This is a genomic window from Streptomyces sp. P9-A2 (assembly GCF_036634175.1).
GTDB lineage: Bacteria > Actinomycetota > Actinomycetes > Streptomycetales > Streptomycetaceae > Streptomyces > Streptomyces pratens.
The window spans coordinates 4,919,933-4,940,550 of record NZ_JAZIFX010000001.1; the positions used below are offsets into that span (position 1 = coordinate 4,919,933).

Genomic DNA, 20,618 nt, shown 5'->3' on the forward strand with positions numbered 1-20,618 from the left:
TTTGAGTGACCGTCGTTGAGAGTGCGAGGCGGTTGAAGGAACAAGCGCTCGGGCAGGTGTCCGAAGCGGTCGACCGCACGGGTGACGATTTCGTACCAGCCTGGAGGCTCAAGGTGACGCGCATCAGCTGCGGAGGGCGGTCATGACTTCCGTCCTCGTCTGCGACGACTCCCCGCTTGCCCGAGAAGCGCTTCGCCGCGCGGTTGCGACCGTGCCCGGCGTCGAGCGCGTGACGACGGCTGCCAACGGCGAGGAAGTTCTCCGCCGCTGGGGGGCCGACCGCTCGGATCTGATTCTGATGGACGTGCGCATGCCCGGCCTGGGGGGTGTCGAGACCGTCCGGCGACTGCTGTCCGCCGACCCCGGCGCGCGGATCATCATGCTCACCGTCGCCGAGGACCTCGACGGCGTGGCGCTCGCGGTGGCCGCCGGCGCCCGTGGCTATCTGCACAAGGACGCCTCCCGCGCGGAGCTGCGTGCGACGGTCACGCAGGCCCTCGCCGACCCGACCTGGCGGCTCGCCCCGCGGCGGCTGCGCTCGGCGGAGATGGGCGCCGCGCCCACGCTCACCGCGCGTGAGATCCAGGTCCTCGAAGGCATGAGTCACGGCCGCTCCAACGCCGAGATCGGCCGCGAACTGTTCCTCTCCGAGGACACCGTCAAGACGCACGCCCGGCGGCTCTTCAAGAAGCTCGGGGCGTCGGACCGGGCCCACGCCGTGGCACTCGGGTTCCGGTGGGGCCTGGTGCGCTAGGGCGTGTTTCGAACGTAGCGCCGGCCGTCCGGAGGGCGGGCCCCGCGGCGTCATGGGGGTCCCCCTGCTCGAGCGGAGCCGAGAGCTTGGGGGAGCGTGCGATCGCACGGCGGAGGGTCGCCCGCATACTGGGCGCGTACGTGGGCGATCCCGACAACGCGGCTGGGGGTCCCCCCTGCTCGAAGAGCTTGGGGGAGTACGCGCCGGACGCCGCGGGGCAGGCGGGACTCTCGAAAACGCCCCAGGGCCTGCCCTTCGGATCGGCCCGGTTCCGGTGCACGGCACCGAGAGGTGGCCGGTGGGCGGGGGCGCGCGGATGAACCCGCCCGGACCGGATTCGTCCGGACCGCGTCTGCCGAGCCTGTGTCTGCCGGGCCTGCGTCCTTGTGGGACCGTGTCGGAGGCGGGCAATGTTCTCCGACACGGGCTGCCGTTGCCCGTCCGGACGTGGTCAATGGTCCGTGGTCAATGATCCGTGATCCGTGGGCCGGCAGGGTGCCTACCCCGCCGGACGGCTTCGGGCCGATCCGGACGTCAGGTCCCGCGGTCGTCCGCGCGCACCTCGTCGGCAGGGACGTGAAATGCCCGGTCCGGCAGGGCGCCGAAGGCGGTGACCGGGTGCCCTGTGCCTGTTTCGCCGCGGATGACGCATCCTTGAGGTGTGGAGTTCCTCGGGGACAAGTCGGTCGAGCGGAAGAGGAGGGCGCAGGGGATGAGTTCCGCCGCACCTGCTCATAACGCTTCGGTGCACAACAACGGACGGGGTGCCGCAGAGCCGACGCCCGCAAGGCACCATGGACCGATGCGCGACGACGAGGCGGGCACTGCCCAAGGGGCGATCGGTGCGCTCGTCCACCGAGCCGTCGACGGGGACGAGCAGGCCACGCACGATCTGCTCGCCCATGTCCACCCCCTGGCACTGCGGTACTGCCGCACCCGGCTGTCCCGGCTGCCGGGCGACGCCCGGCACTTCGTCGAGGACCTCGCCCAGGAGGTCTGCGTAGCGGTGCTCCTCGCACTGCCCCGCTACAAGGACACCGGCCGCCCCTTCGAGGCGTTCGTCTTCGCCATCGCCGCACACAAGGTCGCCGACCTGCAGCGCGCCGCGATGCGTCACCCCGGTCTGACAGCGGTGCCCTCCGACGAGATGCCCGAGCGTCCCGACGACTCCCTCGGGCCGGAGGAGCGCGCCCTGCTCAGCAGCGACGCCGAATGGGCCAAGAAGCTGATGGCCAACCTGCCCGAGAACCAGCGCGAACTGCTTCTGCTGCGGATCGCCGTGGGCCTCACGGCGGAGGAGACCGGCCAGATGTTGGGAATGTCACCCGGTGCCGTCCGGGTCGCCCAGCACCGCGCCCTGAGCCGGCTGCGCGCCCTGGCGGAGCAGTAACCGCCGTTGCGGAAACCATCCGCCGCCCGGCCGCCCCGTGGGTGATGAACGGGCGCCCGGCCGATTCCGTACGAACATACGAACTTAAGAACACCGGAGCCCTGTGGAACCGTGGAATGAGACGCCTCTCATTCCCGTTAGCATGGACATCCGCACCGATCAAGGCCATTTGGGGAAGGTGTCATGACTGCGAACGTCGACGGAGTGCCCGGTAAATTCGCGACACTCGGGCTGACCTACGACGACGTGCTGCTGCTGCCGGGCGCGTCGGACATGGCGCCCGACGAGATCGACACCGCCTCGCACGTCTCCAGGAACGTGCGGGTCAACGTCCCGCTGCTGTCCGCCGCCATGGACAAGGTGACCGAATCGCGCATGGCGATCGCGATGGCCCGCCAGGGCGGCGTCGGCGTCCTGCACCGCAACCTGTCCATAGAGGACCAGGCGAACCAGGTCGACCTGGTGAAGCGCTCCGAGTCCGGCATGGTCACCGACCCCATCACCATCCACCCGGACGCCACCCTCGCCGAGGCGGACGCCCTGTGCGCCAAGTTCCGCATCAGCGGCGTCCCGGTCACCGACGGCAACAAGAAGCTCCTCGGCATCGTCACCAACCGCGACATGACCTTCGAGACCGACCGCTTCCAGCCGGTGCGCGAGGTCATGACGCCGATGCCGCTGGTCACCGGCAAGGTCGGCATCTCCGGCGCGGATGCCATGCAGCTGCTGCGCCGCCACAAGATCGAGAAGCTTCCGCTGGTCGACGACCACGGCGTCCTCAAGGGCCTGATCACGGTCAAGGACTTCGTCAAGGCCGAGCAGTACCCGAACGCGGCGAAGGACGGCGAGGGCCGGCTGCTGGTCGGCGCCGCGGTCGGCGTCGCCGGCGACGCCTTCGATCGCGCCCAGGCGCTGATCGCGGCGGGCGCCGACTTCATCGTCGTCGACACCGCGCACGGCCACTCCCGCCTCGTCGGCGACATGGTCGCCAAGATCAAATCGAACTCCGCCGGCATCGACGTCATCGGCGGCAACGTCGCCACGCGCGACGGTGCCAAGGCCCTGGTCGACGCGGGCTGCGACGGCATCAAGGTCGGCGTCGGCCCCGGCTCCATCTGCACCACGCGCGTCGTCGCAGGTGTGGGAGTGCCGCAGGTCACCGCGATCTACGAAGCCGCGCTCGCCGCCAAGGACGCCGGCGTCCCGGTCATCGGCGACGGCGGCCTGCAGTACTCCGGCGACATCGCCAAGGCCCTGGTGGCGGGCGCCGACACGGTGATGCTGGGATCGCTGCTCGCGGGCTGCGAGGAGTCTCCGGGCGAGCTGATGTTCATCAACGGCAAGCAGTTCAAGTCGTACCGCGGCATGGGGTCGCTCGGCGCGATGCAGACCCGCGGCGACCGCAAGTCGTTCTCCAAGGACCGTTACTTCCAGGAGGGCGTCGCCTCCGACGAGCAGCTCGTCCCCGAGGGCATCGAGGGCCAGGTGCCCTACCGCGGCCCGCTCTCCTCGGTGGTCCACCAGCTGGTCGGAGGCCTGCGGCAGTCGATGTTCTACGTCGGCGGCCAGACCGTGCCCGACCTGCAGGCGAACGGCCGCTTCGTGCGGATCACCTCCGCGGGGCTCAAGGAGAGCCACCCGCACGACATCCAGATGACCGTGGAAGCACCCAACTACAGCAACAAGCGCTGACAGCCCCGCGCCCGCGCCCGAACCCGTGTCGGACGGCCGTCCGGCAGCGACGGCCCCTACGCGCCTCGCGCATACGCGCGCGCAGGCCGTACGACGGGGCGCACGGTGTGTGACAGTCGTCCGAGGGCGGTCCGGGAGAGCTCCGGGCCGCCCTCCCCGTTCGTCCGGGGCGATGCGGGGCGGGACTGTCGGGGATACTGGAAAGCGCTGCAACGCATAGGGAAAGGCCACAAACGTGACTGAGATCGAGATCGGGCGCGGCAAGCGCGGCCGCAGGGCGTACGCCTTCGACGACATCGCCGTCGTCCCCAGCCGCCGTACGCGGGACCCGAAGGAGGTCTCGATCGCCTGGCAGATCGACGCCTACCGTTTTGAGCTGCCCTTCCTGGCCGCCCCCATGGACTCGGTCGTCTCACCGGCCACGGCGATCCGCATCGGTGAGCTCGGCGGCCTCGGCGTGCTGAACCTCGAAGGACTGTGGACGCGGTACGAGGACCCGCAGCCGCTGCTCGACGAGATCGCCGGGCTGGACGCGGAGACGGCCACGCGCCGCTTCCAGGAGATCTACGCCGCTCCCATCAAGGAGGAGCTGATCGGGCAGCGCATCAAGGAGGTGCGCGACTCGGGTGTGGTCACCGCGGCCGCGCTCTCCCCGCAGCGCACCGCGCAGTTCTCCAAGGCCGTCGTCGACGCCGGCGTGGACATCTTCGTGATCCGCGGTACGACCGTCTCCGCGGAGCACGTCTCCGGCTCGCACGAGCCGCTCAACCTGAAGCAGTTCATCTACGAACTCGACGTCCCGGTGATCGTCGGCGGCTGCGCCACCTACACCGCGGCCCTGCACCTGATGCGTACCGGTGCGGCCGGTGTCCTGGTGGGCTTCGGCGGCGGCGCCGCGCACACCACCCGCAACGTGCTCGGCATCCAGGTCCCCATGGCCACCGCGGTCGCGGACGTGGCCGCCGCACGCCGTGACTACATGGACGAGTCCGGCGGCCGGTACGTGCACGTGATCGCTGACGGCGGTGTGGGCTGGTCGGGCGACCTGGCCAAGGCGATCGCCTGTGGCGCCGACGCGGTGATGATGGGCTCCCCGCTCGCGCGTGCCACCGACGGTCCGGGCAAGGGCAACCACTGGGGCATGGAGGCGGTGAACGAGGAGCTGCCGCGCGGCAGGAAGGTCGACCTCGGCACCGTCGGCACCATAGAGGAGATCCTCACCGGCCCGTCGCACACGCCCGACGGCTCGATGAACCTCTTCGGCGCCCTGCGCCGCGCCATGGCCACCACCGGTTACAGCGAGCTGAAGGAGTTCCAGCGCGTCGAGGTGACGGTGGCGGACTCGCAGCACCGGCGATGACGTGACGCCGCGCTCGCCCGGAGCGCGGCGCCCTTGAGACGACGACTGGGCCCGGCCGTCCCTGTGGGGACGGCCGGGCCCAGTCGTGTGTCCGTGAGGTCCGTGAGGTCTGTGAGGACGGTGCCGTGACGGTGGGGGCGCGTGGGGCGGCAGGGGGCGCGCGGTTGCCTTCGGCGTGAATACCGGGAGATGGGCTGATTCGGGGCGGTAGCGTCCGTGTCCGGCGGCTCGCTTCTCCGGGTCGCCCCCTTCCAAGGAACACGTTCCGGACCCCGCCCTTCAGGGCCCGGCCCGATTTCGAACGGACCGCCCTACCGGGCTGACGGGCGGCCTCGTGGAAGGGGGCGTGCCCATGGGTCGTCACCGCAAGCCCACCCACTGGGACCGGATCCGTCTGTGGACGGTGAAGTGCCGGAGGAGGTGGATTCTGCGGATTTTCGGATGGTGAGCGACCACCCCTATGAGAAGTAGGGGTGGGCACTTTGTGAACCATCCTGGAGCCTGCCGCAGTGTCCGCTGCGGTGGGCTCCACCTTTTTTGGCGGCCACCCCTACGAGAACTAGGGGTGGGCACTTTGTGAACCATCCTGGAGCCTGCCGCAGTAGCCTCTGCGGTGGGCTCCGCCTGTCTCCCAAGGTACCCGCGCGGGACGCCGCCCACCACCAAGCCCTGGAGCGCGGTGCGCCGTGGGCGCCCTCTCTCACAACCGGTGCGCCGCCCCCGTCGGGGTGGCCCCGCGCGTGTCCAGCAGCAGCTGGGCCTTCACGGACAGGCCCTGGAGGTCGTACGTGCGGTGCTGCTGGAGCAGGATCGTCAGGTCGGCTTCGGCGGCGGCCTCGTACAGGGAGTCCGCGCGGGGGAGGGGGCGGTCGAGCACGCTCCAGGACGGGACGTGCGGGTCGTGGTAACTGACGGAGGCGCCCAGCTCCATCAGCCGCATCGCGATCTCCCGCGCCGGACTGCCCTGCTGGTCGGCGAGGTCGGCCTTGTAGGTGACGCCGAGGAGCAGCACGCGTGCGCCGCGGGCCGACTTGCCGTGCTCGTTGAGGAGCGCGGCGGCGCGCTGCACGACGTAGTGGGGCATCCGGCCGTTGACCTGCTGGGCGAGTTCCGCCATCCGCAGGGTGCGGCCCGTGTGGGCGGTCAGGTCCTGGGTGACGGCGTGGCCGCCGACGCCGGGGCCGGGGCGGAAGGAGTGGAAGCCGAAGGGCTTGGTCTCCGCGCAGCGGATGACGTCCCACAGATCGACCCCCAGGTCGTGGCAGAGCACGGCCATCTCGTTGACGAGGGCGGTGTTGACGTGCCGGAAATTGGTCTCCAGCAACTGCACGGTCTCCGCTTCCCGCGGGCCGCGCGCGCGGACGACCTTGTCGCTGAGCCTCCCGTAGAACGCGGCGGCCGACTCGGTGCAGGCCGGTGTGAGCCCGCCGATGACCTTCGGCGTGTTGGCGGGGGTGAAGTCACGGTTGCCGGGGTCGACGCGGCTGGGGGAGTAGGCGAGGTGGAAGTCACGGCCCGCGCGGAGGCCGGATCCGGATTCGAGGAGGGGGCGGAGGAACTCCTCGGTCGTCCCGGGGGGCACCGGGGACTCGAGGATCACCGTGGTGTGCGGTCGCAGCCGCGCGGCCAGGGTGCGGGCTGCCGCTTCCACCTGGCCGAGATCCAGTCCGCCGTCCGCGCCGCGCGGGGTCGGCGCGCAGATGACCGCGGTACGTACCCGGCCGAGCTCGGCGGGGCCGGTGATCGCGCGGAATCCCTGCGCGACCATGCGGCGCAGCTCGGCGGGGCTGAGGGAGGCGGCCTCCGGGCCGGTCCGGTAGCCGATGGTGGGGATGCCGGCGGCGACGGCGGCCTGGGCCAGGGGCAGGCCGTACGGGCCGAGTCCGATGACGGCGAGATCTGCGGGCATGGCGTGGGCCGTCCTTCCCAGTAACCGAAGCGGGACAGGCGCGCAAGTCCTGTGGACAGAACGAGCGAGCGCAATGTCAGACTAGGAGTAAATATGACCGATTTGCTGTATTGATCGCCCGAGTTTCGCCGAGTCGGGGCGAGAGTTATCCACAGGTTGGGGCGTGTGGTGGCTGAAGTCGGACAACCCGGCGAGAATTTGGGCATGAGGGAGGGGGGCCGGGCTTCGCCCGACGGGTGCGGCCGATGCGACCGACGAGCGGGAGGCAGCGGTGAGGACAGCGACACTGGGACCGGCGGAGCGTGCCGAGTCACTCGCATCCATGGCGGAGCGTGAACTGGACGTGCTGGTGGTGGGCGGCGGCGTGGTCGGTGCGGGCACCGCGCTGGACGCCGTGACACGCGGCCTGTCCACAGGACTGGTCGAGGCACGCGACTGGGCGTCGGGCACGTCCAGCCGATCCAGCAAACTGATCCATGGAGGCCTGCGCTACCTGGAGATGCTCGATTTCGCCCTCGTGCGGGAGGCGTTGAAGGAACGCGGTCTGCTGCTGGAGAGGCTCGCCCCGCACCTGGTGAAACCGGTGCCGTTCCTCTACCCGCTGCAGCACAAGGGCTGGGAGCGGCTGTACGCGGGGGCGGGCGTCGCCCTCTACGACGCCATGTCGATGGCCCCCGGACACGGACGGGGACTCCCCGCGCACCGGCACCTGAGCCGTCGTCACGCGCTGCGCGTGGCACCCTGTCTGAAGAAGGACGCCCTGGTCGGGGCCCTCCAGTACTACGACGCCCAGATGGACGACGCCCGGTTCGTGGCGTCCCTGGTGCGCACCGCGGCGGCGTACGGCGCGAGGGTCGCCAACCGCGCGCGGGTGACCGGATTCCTGCGCGAGGGCGAACGGGTCGTCGGCGCGCGGGTGCAGGACGTCGAGGGCGGCGGGGAGTACGAAGTCCGCGCCAAACAGGTCGTCAACGCCACCGGGGTGTGGACCGACGACACCCAGGCGATGGTGGGCGAGCGGGGCCAGTTCCACGTACGGGCCTCCAAGGGCATCCACCTGGTCGTCCCCAAGGACCGCATCCACTCCACCACCGGGCTCATCCTGCGCACGGAGAAGTCCGTCCTGTTCGTCATCCCGTGGGGGCGGCACTGGATCGTCGGAACCACGGACACCGGCTGGGACCTCGACAAGGCACACCCGGCCGCGTCCAGCGCGGACATCGACTACCTGCTCGAACACGTGAACTCGGTGCTCGCGGTCCCGCTCACGAGGGACGACGTCCAGGGCGTGTACGCCGGTCTGCGGCCGCTGCTCGCCGGTGAGTCCGACGCGACCAGCAAGCTGTCGCGGGAGCACACCGTGGCGCATCCCGTACCCGGACTCGTGGTGGTCGCGGGCGGCAAGTACACGACGTACCGCGTGATGGCCGAGGACGCGGTGGACGAGGCCGTGCACGGGCTCGATGCGCGGGTCGCCGCCTGCGTCACCGAGGACACACCGCTGGTCGGGGCCGAGGGGTACCGGGCGCTGTGGAACGCGAGGGCCCGGATCGCCGCACGCACCGGACTGCACGTGGTGCGGGTCGAGCACCTGCTGAACCGGTACGGGGCGCTGACCGAAGAGGTCCTGGAACTCATCGCCGAAGACCCCTCGCTGGGCCAACCGCTGCAGGCGGCCGACGACTACCTGCGCGCCGAGATCACCTATGCCGCCTCGCACGAGGGGGCGCGGCACCTGGACGACGTGCTGACCCGGCGCACCCGTATTTCGATCGAGACGTTCGACCGGGGGACGCGCAGTGCCCGGGAGGCCGCCGAGCTGATGGCGCCGGTGCTGGGCTGGGACAAGGACCGGATAGAGCGCGAGGTGCGGCACTACGAGAAGCGGGTGGAGGCCGAACGGGAGTCGCAGCGGCAGCCGGACGACCTGACGGCGGACGCGGCCCGGCTGGGGGCCCCGGACATCATGCCGCTGTAGGACGGTGCCGTCGGTACGCCGGTACGCCGGTACGCGGCCGTCGCAGCCCTCTCCTCCCTCTCCTCGCACGAGTTTCGGCAGATGTTTTTTCCACGGTGCCGGGCAGCGACAGGAGGTGTTCATCCGTCAGTCGCAGCCCGGGCGCCGCGATGAACGTCTTCGTGACGCGGCCGGCGCGGAAGAGGTCGGCCCGGCTCGAGCCCTTGCGGCGGGGGCACGGCACGGGCCGGATTCCTCCACGGCCGCCAGGGCCTCCGCCGAGGCTCCACCCTGTGTGACCAGCAACGGGAGGAGTGCGTCCGGGGAAGGAGGGAGACGCAGCCGAGGAAGCCGGCGGTGCCAGGGAGAGCAAGGCCACGGACACAGCGATGGTCAAGAGCCTCCTGGGGTGGCGGTATCCGGTTCCCCTCGTGCCGGAGGGACATCGTGCGGGGCCGCGGAGCACGCCCTTCACACGGGCCCCGGGCGCGCCGGGCGCGGGGTACGGCCAGGGGCACCCTGGGCGCTGAGCACTTGTCGGGTGAGGGACAATGAAGGCTCTGTCAGGCCGGGTTGCATGAGGGGACGCATGTCGGAGCCGGAGCGGGCGGGGACAACCCGTCAGGACGAGAGCGCACGTCTGCTCGCCGGGCGGTACCGGCTGGGGGATGTGCTCGGCCGCGGCGGCATGGGGACGGTGTGGCGCGCCGAGGACGAAACCCTGGGACGGACCGTCGCCGTCAAGGAGCTTCGGTTCCCGTCGAGCATCGACGAGGAGGAGAAACGGCGGCTGATCACACGGACGCTGCGCGAGGCCAAGGCGATCGCGCGGATCCGTAACAACAACGCCGTGACGGTCTTCGACGTGGTCCAGGAGGACGACCGGCCCTGGATCGTGATGGAACTCGTCGAGGGCAAGTCGCTCGCCGAGGCCATCCGGGAGGACGGTCTGCTGAAGCCCCGGCGGGCCGCCGAGGTCGGGCTCGCGGTGCTCGACGTGCTGCGTTCCGCGCACCGCGAGGGCATCCTGCACCGTGATGTGAAACCGTCGAACGTACTGATCGCCGAGGACGGCCGGGTCGTACTCACCGACTTCGGTATCGCCCAGGTCGAGGGCGACCCGTCCATCACCTCGACCGGCATGCTGGTCGGTGCCCCCTCGTACATCTCTCCGGAGCGGGCCCGCGGGCACAAGCCGGGGCCGGCGGCCGACCTGTGGTCGCTCGGCGGGCTGCTGTACGCCGCGGTGGAGGGCACGCCGCCGTACGACAAGGGGTCCGCGATCGCGACGCTCACGGCGGTGATGACCGAGCCGCTCGAGGAGCCCAGGAACGCGGGACCGCTCAGGGACGTCATCTACGGGCTGCTCGCCAAGGACCCGGCCCAGCGGCTCGACGACGCCGCTTCGCGGGCCATGCTGAACGCGGTGATCAACGCGCCCGGGACCAAGGGGGGCGAGTCGGAACCGGCGGACGCGACGAAGGTCGTGCCGCTGCCCGAGCAGCCCGACGGACGGGGCAGGGGCAGGCGGGGCGGCGAGGAGGCCGGGGAGAAGCTGCGCGGCGCGATGCGTTCCGTGCGGAAGGCCGCGGGGGCGGCCGGGGCGGCCGGTTCCGCGGCTGCGACGCGCGCCAAGTCCGGCAGCGGTGCCGCCGGTTCGACGGCCGGCAGGGCCGCCTCGGTGACACCGGCGAATCCGGCGGCCTCGGCCACCGCGCCGACGACGACGGCTCGAGCTGGAACAGGGGCCGGGAGCGGGGTGCGCCCGGGTGGCCCGGCCGCGGCCCGCGGGTCCGGTCCGGTGCCCGGCGTGGCTTCCGGATCGGCGTCGAACTCGGCAGCGGGCGCCCGGGATTCGGGATGGCCCGTGATGACGCCGCCGGACCTGCCGGCGCGTCCCGTGCCGAAGGCGTCGCTCACCGATGTGGTGCCGCGGCGGACGTTGGTCGTCATCGCGGTGGTCGTGGTGCTCGCCGTGCTCGGTACCGTGCTCGCCCTCACGCTCGACGGCGATGACGACGAGGGCGGCGCGGGGGCGAAGGGCGGTACGGAGCAGGTCGCCTCCGGCCAGGCGCCCAGCGCCGACACCAAGAAGGACGACGGCTCCGAGGCCGGTGAGGACGACGGCACCCGCACCGACGGTGAGACGGCCGAACCGAAGGACGACGGCACGGGAGCGGGATCCGGCGACACCGGCACCGGGGCGGGCGACAGCGACGAGGGCGACAGCGGTTCGAGCGACTCGGCCGGGGACGCGGGGGACGCCCCGGTGGCGAAGACGCACGAAGGAAGCCAGGGTTACACGATCGGGCTGCCCGAGGGCTGGAAGTACGCGTCGACGGGGACGGCCGGCGACCGGTTCACCGGGCCCGACGGGCAGAAGCTGCTCGTCGCCTGGACCTCCACGCCGGCGGGCGATCCGGTGGCCGACTGGAAGAACCAGGAACGCTACATGGTGCGTTCGCAGTACGAGAGGGTCCGAATAGAGGCGGTGGACTACCGGGGGTGGAACACCGCCGACTGGGAGTTCACCTACGTGGACGGCGGTACGAAGTACCGGACCATCGACCGGGGGTTCGTCGTGGACGGCCGGGTCGGGTATGCGCTGATGTACACGGCGAAGGCCGATGGGTGGGGCGACGAGCAGCGCAAGGAGACCTGGCAGGCGCTGACGCGGTCCTTTGAACCCACGTCCTGAGCATGAGTGGCCGTCCGATGGGGAAATGAGATGTGGCATCCCCTCTCTTCGGGTTGCCTCCGGCACGTATCGTGAGTGTTTGCGGACCGTACGCAGCCGGAACAGGCCGCCGGGCGAGCGGACCTGACCGACCATCATGCCGGGGGAGGCGCAGTGGACGAATACGCGGGGCGGGTCCTCGCCGACCGCTACCGCCTGCCGTTGCCGCCCTCGGACGAGTACGAACTGACCGAGACCCGCGCCTTCGACACCTACAGCGGGCAGGAAGTCCTCGTCAGGCAGGTCCCGTTGCCGGAGGTCGTCGAGGCCGAGGTGCTCGACGCGGAAGGACTGCCCGACGGTTTCACGGCGCGTGACGGAAGCGCCCGCCGGGCCGGCGGGCGTACGGCCGACCGCGCGGGCGCGCGGAGGCCCGCCGACCCCGTGGTGCGGCGAGCGGTCGAGGCCGCGCAGGCCGCGGCGGCCATCCCCGACCATCCGCGGCTGGACCAGGTCTTCGACGTGTTCGCGGAGGGCGGTTCCCTCTGGATCGTCAGTGAACTGGTGTCCGCCCGTCCGCTGGCGGCGCTGCTGGCCGAACGGCCGCTGACCCCGTACCGGGCGGCCGAGATCGCCGCCGACGTTCTGATGGCCGTACGGGTCCTGCACGGCCACGGCTGGGTGCACCGGAACATCACCACGCGCACGGTGCTGGTCTGCGACGACGGCCGTGTGATGCTGACCGGTCTCGCGGTCGGCGCGGCGGAAGAGGCACTGTGCGGGTACGACCCGGTCCCTGCTCCTGACACGTTCCTTCCGGAAACCGCCTCTCCGGGCAGGGCTCTTCCGGGTACGGCTGTCCCGAACCCGGCGGTACCGGGCGCGGGATCGGGCTCGGGCTCGGCAGCCGAGGCCTTGGGACCCGTGGCACCCACGGGAACCGGTATTCCGGCACAGGCGCCGGGGCGCACTCCGTCGTGGCCGCCCGGCTTCACCGCCGACCCCGCGCCCGGTTCTGGTCCCGCACACCGTTTCGGTACCGGTCCCGCCCAGGGGCCGGGCTCCGAACCGAATCCTGATGCCGTGCGGAGGGCCGCCATCGAGGCGCGGGCCGGTCGGCTGCCCGGGGGCGGGGCGACGGACCCGGGCAGTGGGGCCTCCGCCGCGGCGGAACCGCGGGCCGTGGACGGCGCCGGAGACGTGAGGGCCGCCCGCGCGGGGGCGATCGCCGCGTACCGTGCGGGAGCCCGTGCCGCCGCCCGGGTGCAGGAGGCACAGCGGTTGGACCGGACCGCCCTGCCCGGTGCCGCTCCCGCCACCGAGGGCGGCGGCCCGGCCGCCCTCGCACCGCACACCAATGGTTCGTCGGGCACCCCGGGCGGTAGTGGGACCGGTGCGCTCCCGCCGGGGCTGATCGCCGACCCGTACGGGGTGGAGGCCACCGGCCGGTACGGTGCCACGTCCCGCCGTGCTCCCGCCGTCGAACCGGGCACCGACAGCCCACCGTTGCCCAGTGGCAGTGGCAGTGGCAGTGGCAGTGGCAGTGGGAACGGGAACGTGGGTGGTGGCGTTCCCGGCGGGGGCGACGGGTACGGGCGTACGGCCCTGCCGCCCGGCGGATTCGCACCGGCACCCGCGCTCGGCCCCGCGGCCGGAGCGACAGACCCGGCCGGGGCCGCACTGCCCGACGGAGCCGTCCCGGCCGCCCGCTGGGACGAGCCGGCGGCCCACGTACCCGCGCGCCGGGGCCCCACCACAGCGTTGGCCGCCGAGCGGGCACGACAGACGCGGATGGCCGTCGTCGGTCCCGTGACGGAGCGGTGGGCGCCGGAGCAGGCCGGGCCCGTGCACGAGAACTGGCGACTGGCCGCGCCCATCGGCCCCGCGACCGACCTGTGGGCGCTGGGCGCGCTTCTGTTCCGGGCCGTACAGGGGCACGCGCCCTATCCGGAGGAGTCGACGGCCGAGCTGGTGCAGATGGTGTGCGCCGAGCCCGCCGCGTTCGCCGAGGAGTGCGGGCCGCTCAGGCCGGTCGTGGAGTCGCTCCTGCGCCAGGATCCCACCGAGCGGCTCGACTTCGAGGAGCTGCGCGGCTGGCTGCGTTCGCTGGTGCGGTCGGCGCCCGAGCCGGAAGCCGGCATGCACGTCATAGCGGCACCCCCGGTCGACACCAGCCGGCTGCCGATCGTGCGCCGTCGGGGCGAGCTGGTGCGCAGGCGCCGCGCCGGGCTGCCCGCGCACCACGGACGGCACAAGCGGGCCAAGCAGGATTCGGGGTCCCCACGACGGCTGGGCCGTACCCTGCTCCTGCTGGTGCTGCTCGCCATGGCCGCCGCGATCACGTACGCCGTGATGTTCATGCCGAAGGCCGGCGAGGAGACCTCGGGCACGGGGGCGGCCGACCGTACCGGCGCGGCCGGTGCGACCGGCGAGGCGACTCCGTCGCAGGAGGCGGGCGGCGCGCCGGGAGCCGGTGACTCATCGGCGGAGCCGCAGGATCCGAAGAACCCGGAGGGCGGCACCGGGGAGTCCGGCGCGGCCGACGAGACGCAGACCACCGGCCCCGACGATTCCGGTGTCCCCGAGGGCTTCACCCTGCGCGAGGACCCGGAGGGCTTCCGCGTCGCCGTGGCGAAGGGCTGGCAGCGCACCGGGAAGAACGGCAGCGGTCAGGTCCTCTACTCCAGCGGCACATTCGAGTTGATCGTCGTACCCGGCCGGGACAGCGCCGCGCAGTACGGAGACGACCCGATGGCCTATCAGCGGGACGACGAACGCGAGCTCCAGCCGTACCGCGACTCCAGCTGGGCCACCTCCACCGGTCTGAAGACCATCAAGGTGGGCGGACGGGCCATGGCGGAGGGCCAGTTCACCTGGACCGGCGACAGCGGCGAGCTGTACATCCGCAACCTCGCGGTGCTGATCGACGGCCGGTACCACGTGCTGCAGGTGCGCGGCCCGGAGGGCGAACGGGACGAGGTCACCCGGCTGTTCGAACAGGCCTCGGTGACCTACCGGTTCACCGGCTGACCCGGCTCCGTACGCCTCCGCGGTCGCCGCCGTCGCATCTGCCACCGCCCGTTTCCCGCAGTGGGAACCATCACAGTGCGGTTTCCATGGCCCGCCCGGTGTTCCCAGGCCGGACCCCGGAAACCTAACCTGACCCTGTCAAGACCATTGCGGGGCAAGGTGAATCAGATGCAGGGCCTGCTCATCGCGGGTCGCTACCGGCTGGGCGATGCCATCGGCAGCGGTGGCATGGGCCGGGTGTGGCGCGCACATGATGAGGTGCTGCACCGGTCCGTGGCCATCAAGGAGTTGACCGCCGCGCTCTACGTCTCCGACGGGGACCGGGCCATGCTGCTGGCGCGTACCCGTGCCGAGGCACGCGCGGCGGCACGGATCAACCACTCCGCGGTCGTCACCGTGCACGACGTGCTGGAGCACGACGGCCGGCCGTGGATCGTCATGGAGCTGGTCGAAGGGCATTCGCTCGCCGACGCCGTCAAGGAGCGGGAGCGCGTCGAGCCCCGTGAGGCGGCCCGTATAGGCCTGTGGGTGCTGCGCGCGCTGCGCGCCGCGCACGCCGCAGGGGTGGTGCACCGTGACGTCAAGCCGGGCAACGTGCTCCTCGGCGGTGACGGACGCGTGCTGCTCACCGACTTCGGCATCGCGCAGATCGAGGGCGACACGGCGATCACCCGTACCGGAGAGGTCGTCGGTTCGGTCGACTACCTGGCACCCGAGCGGATCCGCGGCCTGGATCCCGGCCCCGCCTCGGACCTCTGGGCGCTCGGCGCGACGCTGTACACGGCGGTGGAGGGCCGATCGCCGTTCCGCCGCACGTCTCCGCTGACCACCATGCAGGCGGTCGTGGAGGAGGAGCCCGACGAGCCGCCGTACGCGGGCCCGCTCGCACCCGTCATCAGCGCGCTCCTGCGCAAGGATCCGGCCACGCGGCCCGACGCGGAGGCGACCGAGCAGATGCTCGCCGAGGCGGCGGAGGGACGGCGGCCCGCCTCGGCGCAGACGTACGTGATGACGCAGGCCGACGGCGACCGGGTGCCGTCGGCGCCGGAATCGGCGCCGGAATCGGCGCAGGCACCGGCGTCGGCATCGGCATCGGCACCGCATTCGCCGGTGCCGTCGAGCCCGTCGCCATGGTCGTCGGGAGCGACGGCGCACGAGCCGGGCGCGGGCGCGGGCGCGGGCGCGGGTGCGGGTGCGGGTGCCGTGCCACCGTCGTACTTTCCACCGGCGGCCGGCACGGGAACCGGACCTGTGCTTGGCGCGACGGGTGCCCCCAGCCCCGGTACGACCGGTGGGGCTTCTTTTGGTCCGGCGGGCGGTGAGGGCCCCGGGGCCACGGCCGTCCAGTCGTCCTCCGGAGGCGTCACCGCGGCCGGGCCGCGGCGGCTCGGGCGCGGGCGTCTGGTCACCCTGGTCGTGGTCCTGGCCGCGCTCGTCGGCGGAGGGACCGCGATGCTGCTCGTCCAAAGAGGCGACGGCAAGGCGCAGGACAGCAGCAGCTCGGCGTCCCCCTTCGACAAACCGATGCCGAACCCCACTCCCACCCCCGCTTCCACGCCCACTCCCACGCCCGGGGAGACCGGGGCGGACGGCAGCGAGCAGACGGGCGGGCTTCCGGCGGGCTGGGTGCGCCGCGACGATCCGTTCGGCTTCAGCATCGTCCTGCCCGGCGACGACTGGCAGCGGGTCGTCTTCGACGAGGACACACGTCAGGTCGACTACACGCCCGACGGCGGCAGAAGCTTCATCCGTATCGCCGCCGACGACTCTCCCGACTTCGACGACCCGTACGAGCACCTGAGCGATCTGGACCAGCAGATAGGACGGCGGCTGGTCGACTACCGGCAGCTGGGTCTGGAACGCCGCGTCTACCGCGACCGCGAGAGCGCGCGACTGGAGTACACCTGGACCGCGCTGGCGAAGGACACGGAGTTCCCGGGGCCCTACCAGGCCGTCGATCAGATGTACATCTCCCGTGACGGAGTCGAGTACGCGATCTACATGGCGTCCCCGGCCGAGGACTGGGCCACGACGAGCAAGCAGTTCGAAACGGTCCTGCGGGGATGGCGGGAACCCCGCTGACCCCGCTGGGACAGGCCACGACCCCCGGGGGAATCCGACGGTCCGGATCCGCGACGGGTTCGCGACGGCCATGGCGACGGTTCCGTGACGACGGTTCCGTGACGACGGTTCCGTGACGACGGGGCTTGGCCGGATAGGCCTACCGGAGGGATGACATCCGGTGGGGCATGATGGCCCCATGGTGACCGAGGGGGAGCCCGGAAGCGGGCCCGCACGGCACAACACCCGTGTCATCGCGGGCCGTTATCGCCTGGAGGCGAGGCTCGGACGCGGCGGCATGAGCGTGGTGTGGCGGGCGACCGACCAACTGCTCGGGCGTGGCGTAGCCGTCAAGGAACTCCCCCTGGACGAGACGCTCTCCGCGGCGGAGGCGCGGCGGCAGCGGGACCGCACCCTGCGGGAGGCACGGGCGCTCGCCCAGTTGAGCCATCCGCACATCATCGTCGTCCACGACGTCGTCGAGGACGACGACCGTCCGTACATCGTCCTGGAGCTGATCGACGGCGGTTCGCTCGCCGACCGTATCGCCGTACAGGGCCCGGTCGACGCGGTGGAGGCCGCGCGCATCGGCATCGACCTGCTCGGCGCACTGCGCGCCGCCCACGCGGCGGGCGTCCTGCACCGCGATCTCAAACCAGCGAACGTGCTGCTCGAGTGCGGCACCGGCCGGGTCGTCCTCACCGATTTCGGCATCGCCCGGGTCGCGGGCGCCACCACGCTCACCGAGTCCGGCTCCTTCGTCGGCTCGCCCGAGTACACCGCCCCCGAGCGGATGTCCGGGGCCAGGACCGGACCCGAGTCCGATCTGTGGTCGCTGGGCGCGCTGCTGTGCACGGCGCTCAGCGGCGAGTCGCCGTTCCGCCGGGACTCGATCGGCGGGATCGTGCACGCGGTCGTGGCCGACGAGATACGGCCACCCTCGCAGGCCGGCCCGATCCTGCCCGTCGTACGCGGCCTGCTGGAGCGGGACCCCGACCGGCGGCTGGACGCGGACCGCGCGGAGGGGATGCTGCGGCTCTTCCTCGAGACCGGCCGCACACCGGAGTCTCCGCCGCTCGGGTACCTGCCGTCCGGACATCTGCCGTCCGGACATCTGCCGTCCGGGTACCTGCCGTCCGGATATCCGGCGCGCGGGCGGGGCCGAACTCGTCGGCCGCCCCCGGAGCGGCGAGCAGCGGCCGGGTGGGGACGCACCCCCGACGACCTCGCCGTCACCGTCGTGCGCTCGCCGGGGCGGCCCACGAGGAGCGTGCTCGTGGCCGCGCTGGCCGCCGCCGCGCTGATGGGCGCCGGGGTGTCCGCCGCGGTCCTGCTCCTGGACCGCGAGGGTGACGGGAGCGGTGGCGGGGGCGGCGGAGGTGGTACGCCGTCGAGCACCGGGTCGCTGACACCCGCGAGCCGGCCCCCGGAGCCCCGCCCGTCCCGTACGGCCGGCCCGTCCCGTACGGCCGGCCCCTCCGCTTCTCCCGCTTCTTCGGTTTCTCCGGTTTCTTTCACAGGGATGCCGCTTTCGGGATATGTGGCGTCCGGCACGGCGTCGTCCGACGTGTAGTCGCATAAAGGTAGATAAGCCACGGACGGGGTCACGGGTCTGTGACCGGACGGCACCCGCTGTGGCTCCGCGACGGTCTGGCGCGATATGGATGGAGCATGAGCAGCAACGGGGGAGCCCGCCACGGCGCGGCCGACGAGCCAACGAGTTTTGGTCTGCAACCGCCGAAACCGAGCCCGAACCCGCCCGCGTCCGTGCCGCATCCGGGCAACCCGTACGCGGCGCCCACGCAGGTGGTTCCGCAGCAGTCCCGGCAGCAACCGCAGCAACCGCAGCAACCGAACCGGCAGGCGCCGGCCGGGCCGCCGGTGCCGCCATCGGCCCCGTCGCTGCCGGCGCGTCATGAGCCGCCCGGCCACGACTCGTCCCGTCATGAGCCGTCGCACCCTCGGCCGCCGCAGGACGAGCCCGGTGTCGGTCGGCTCATCGCCGGTCGTTACCGGCTGCTTTCCAAGCTCGGGCACGGCGGTATGGGCACGGTGTGGCGGGCGGCGGACGAGACGGTGGACCGCGAGGTCGCCGTCAAGGAGCCCCGCGTCCCGGACCACCTTCCCGAACGCGAACGCGCCAACGCGTTCGAGCGCATGCGTCGCGAGGCCCGTGCGGCCGCCCGGCTGGATCACCCCGCAGTGGTCAACGTCCATGACGTAGCGGTCGTGGACGGGCAGCCGTGGATCGTGATGGAGCTGGTCCAGGGCCGTTCCATGGGCGCCGTACTGCAGGAGGAGGGCACCCTCTCGGCACGCGAGGCGGCCAGGGTCGGTCTGGAGGTGCTCGGCGCGCTGGAGGCCGCGCACGCGGCCGGCATCCTGCACCGGGATGTGAAACCGGACAACGTCCTGCTCGGCCGGCACGACCGGGTCGTCCTCACCGACTTCGGTATCGCCCAGATCGAGGGTGAGACCAGTCTGACCGACACCGGCGGCTTCGTGGGCTCACCCGAGTACATCGCGCCCGAGCGGGTGCTGGGCCAGCGTCCCGGACCCGCCTCCGACCTGTGGTCCCTCGGGGTCGTGCTGTACGCGGCGACGGAGGGAGTCTCGCCGTTCCGGCGCAGCAACACGCCCGCGACACTCCAGTCCGTCCTCAACGCCGTGCCCGCGTCGCCCGCCGCCGCGCAGGGTCCGCTGGCCGAGGTCATCACGGGCCTGCTGCAGAAGGACCCGGCACACCGCCCGAACGCCGCCCGGGTGCGCGCGCTGCTGGACGCCGTCGCGAACCCGCCGGCACCCCAGCCCACGCAGATCGTTCACGCCCCGGCCCTCGGCGACGGCACCGGGCCCGGTACCGGTACCGGTGCCGGCAGTGGATCCGGAGGCAAGGGCATCCGGATCGGCTACAAGACGCTGAGCGGACTGGTCGCGGCGGTCGTCGCCGGAGCGGTGGCCGCGTATCTGGTGATCGCGGATCCGTTCGCGGGACCGCTGCCGGACGACTGGAAGACCCACAAGGAGAAGGACGTCGCGGCGTCCGTGTCGGTGCCGAAGGACTACCAGCGCACCGTGCCCGACCCGGAGAAGTCCCTGGGCGGCGACAAGGAGCACTGGGTCAGGTACACGGACCACAGCGGCAGCATCTGGATCGGTCTGACGCTGGACCGGAAGGCCGAGGACACCCGCAACAGCATCGAAGCCTCCGCCGATGCCGAGATGTACGACGACAACAAGAGCTTCAAGGAGAGCGGCAATTACGCCCTTGACATGCCGCAGGGCTCGGAGACGAAGCCGAAGCCGGACCTCACGTACAAGGGGAAGAAGGCCGCGGAGAACACCGTCGTCTACCAGACGAACGACAGCCAGAACCCCCGCCCCCGCGAAATGCGGATCTTCTACTACATGACGTCCGGCGAGGACATGTACAAGCTCACCGTCAGCTACCCGGGCAAGGGTGACTTCACGGAGCGCGGGCGCGAAGTGGCGGAGACCGTGATCGCCAACCTGGACGTCGACGAGCTCTGAGCCGGTCCGGTCCGGGCAGGGCTGTGCCGCGCCCGGCACGGGCAGGGGCACGGGCAGGGGTACGGGTACGGGCGCGAAGCAGTCCTCGCCGACACGGCGTAGGGCCCGGACGAGCTGCGTATCCGGGTCGTGCGGCTGATGCTCCTAGCCGACGAGGACCGCATGTACGTAAGAGGTCCGTGTCGACATGCCCGAGGGCGCGCCCGGGGAAAGGGAGGGGGCGACGGTGTCCGAGGGAGCTCGCGACCTGCTCGAGA

11 protein-coding genes are annotated in these 20,618 nt (G+C 71.8%); 10 read left to right on the forward strand and 1 reads right to left on the reverse strand.

What is annotated here, in order from left to right; all coding sequences use genetic code 11:
• Window positions 1–142: 142 nt before the first annotated feature.
• From V4Y04_RS22595 to V4Y04_RS22610, 4 genes are all read left to right on the forward strand, one after another.
• Window positions 143–754 carry a response regulator transcription factor gene (locus tag V4Y04_RS22595; protein WP_003948568.1) on the forward strand — a complete coding sequence of 204 codons (612 nt, stop codon included), beginning with the start codon at window positions 143–145 and terminating at the stop codon, window positions 752–754.
• 802 nt (window positions 755–1,556) lie between these two features.
• Entirely contained in the window at window positions 1,557–2,144 is a 588-nt protein-coding gene (locus V4Y04_RS22600) for a sigma-70 family RNA polymerase sigma factor (protein ID WP_055591952.1), read from the forward strand.
• A gap of 183 nt (window positions 2,145–2,327) precedes the next feature.
• Window positions 2,328–3,836: an IMP dehydrogenase gene (gene guaB / locus V4Y04_RS22605; protein ID WP_332430143.1), complete on the forward strand. Its 1,509-nt coding sequence runs from the start codon at window positions 2,328–2,330 to the stop codon at window positions 3,834–3,836.
• 235 nt (window positions 3,837–4,071) lie between these two features.
• Window positions 4,072–5,196 carry a GuaB3 family IMP dehydrogenase-related protein gene (locus tag V4Y04_RS22610; RefSeq protein WP_332430144.1) on the forward strand — a complete coding sequence of 375 codons (1,125 nt, stop codon included), beginning with the start codon at window positions 4,072–4,074 and terminating at the stop codon, window positions 5,194–5,196.
• 700 nt (window positions 5,197–5,896) lie between these two features.
• Here the strand turns inward: V4Y04_RS22610 and V4Y04_RS22615 are convergent.
• Window positions 5,897–7,105 carry a nucleotide sugar dehydrogenase gene (locus tag V4Y04_RS22615; RefSeq protein ID WP_332430145.1) on the reverse strand — a complete coding sequence of 403 codons (1,209 nt, stop codon included), beginning with the start codon at window positions 7,103–7,105 and terminating at the stop codon, window positions 5,897–5,899.
• Between the two features lie 271 nt (window positions 7,106–7,376).
• Between V4Y04_RS22615 and V4Y04_RS22620 the strand changes: the two genes are divergently transcribed.
• From V4Y04_RS22620 to V4Y04_RS22645, 6 genes are all read left to right on the forward strand, one after another.
• Complete coding sequence (locus V4Y04_RS22620; RefSeq protein WP_332430146.1) at window positions 7,377–9,083, forward strand: glycerol-3-phosphate dehydrogenase/oxidase; 1,707 nt, start codon at window positions 7,377–7,379, stop codon at window positions 9,081–9,083.
• A gap of 568 nt (window positions 9,084–9,651) precedes the next feature.
• Window positions 9,652–11,760 (forward strand): serine/threonine-protein kinase, encoded by a 2,109-nt coding sequence (locus V4Y04_RS22625; RefSeq protein ID WP_332430147.1) that lies wholly within the window; start codon window positions 9,652–9,654, stop codon window positions 11,758–11,760.
• 153 nt (window positions 11,761–11,913) lie between these two features.
• A complete protein-coding gene (locus tag V4Y04_RS22630) occupies window positions 11,914–14,769 on the forward strand; it encodes a protein kinase (RefSeq protein ID WP_332430148.1) in 2,856 nt (951 codons plus the stop codon).
• Between the two features lie 168 nt (window positions 14,770–14,937).
• On the forward strand, window positions 14,938–16,851 hold the full coding sequence (locus tag V4Y04_RS22635; protein ID WP_332430149.1) for a serine/threonine-protein kinase: 1,914 nt from the start codon (window positions 14,938–14,940) through the stop codon (window positions 16,849–16,851).
• Between the two features lie 178 nt (window positions 16,852–17,029).
• Complete coding sequence (locus tag V4Y04_RS22640) at window positions 17,030–18,403, forward strand: serine/threonine-protein kinase (protein WP_332430150.1); 1,374 nt, start codon at window positions 17,030–17,032, stop codon at window positions 18,401–18,403.
• Between the two features lie 98 nt (window positions 18,404–18,501).
• Window positions 18,502–20,361 carry a serine/threonine-protein kinase gene (locus V4Y04_RS22645; protein WP_332430151.1) on the forward strand — a complete coding sequence of 620 codons (1,860 nt, stop codon included), beginning with the start codon at window positions 18,502–18,504 and terminating at the stop codon, window positions 20,359–20,361.
• The last annotated feature ends 257 nt before the right edge of the window (window positions 20,362–20,618 follow it).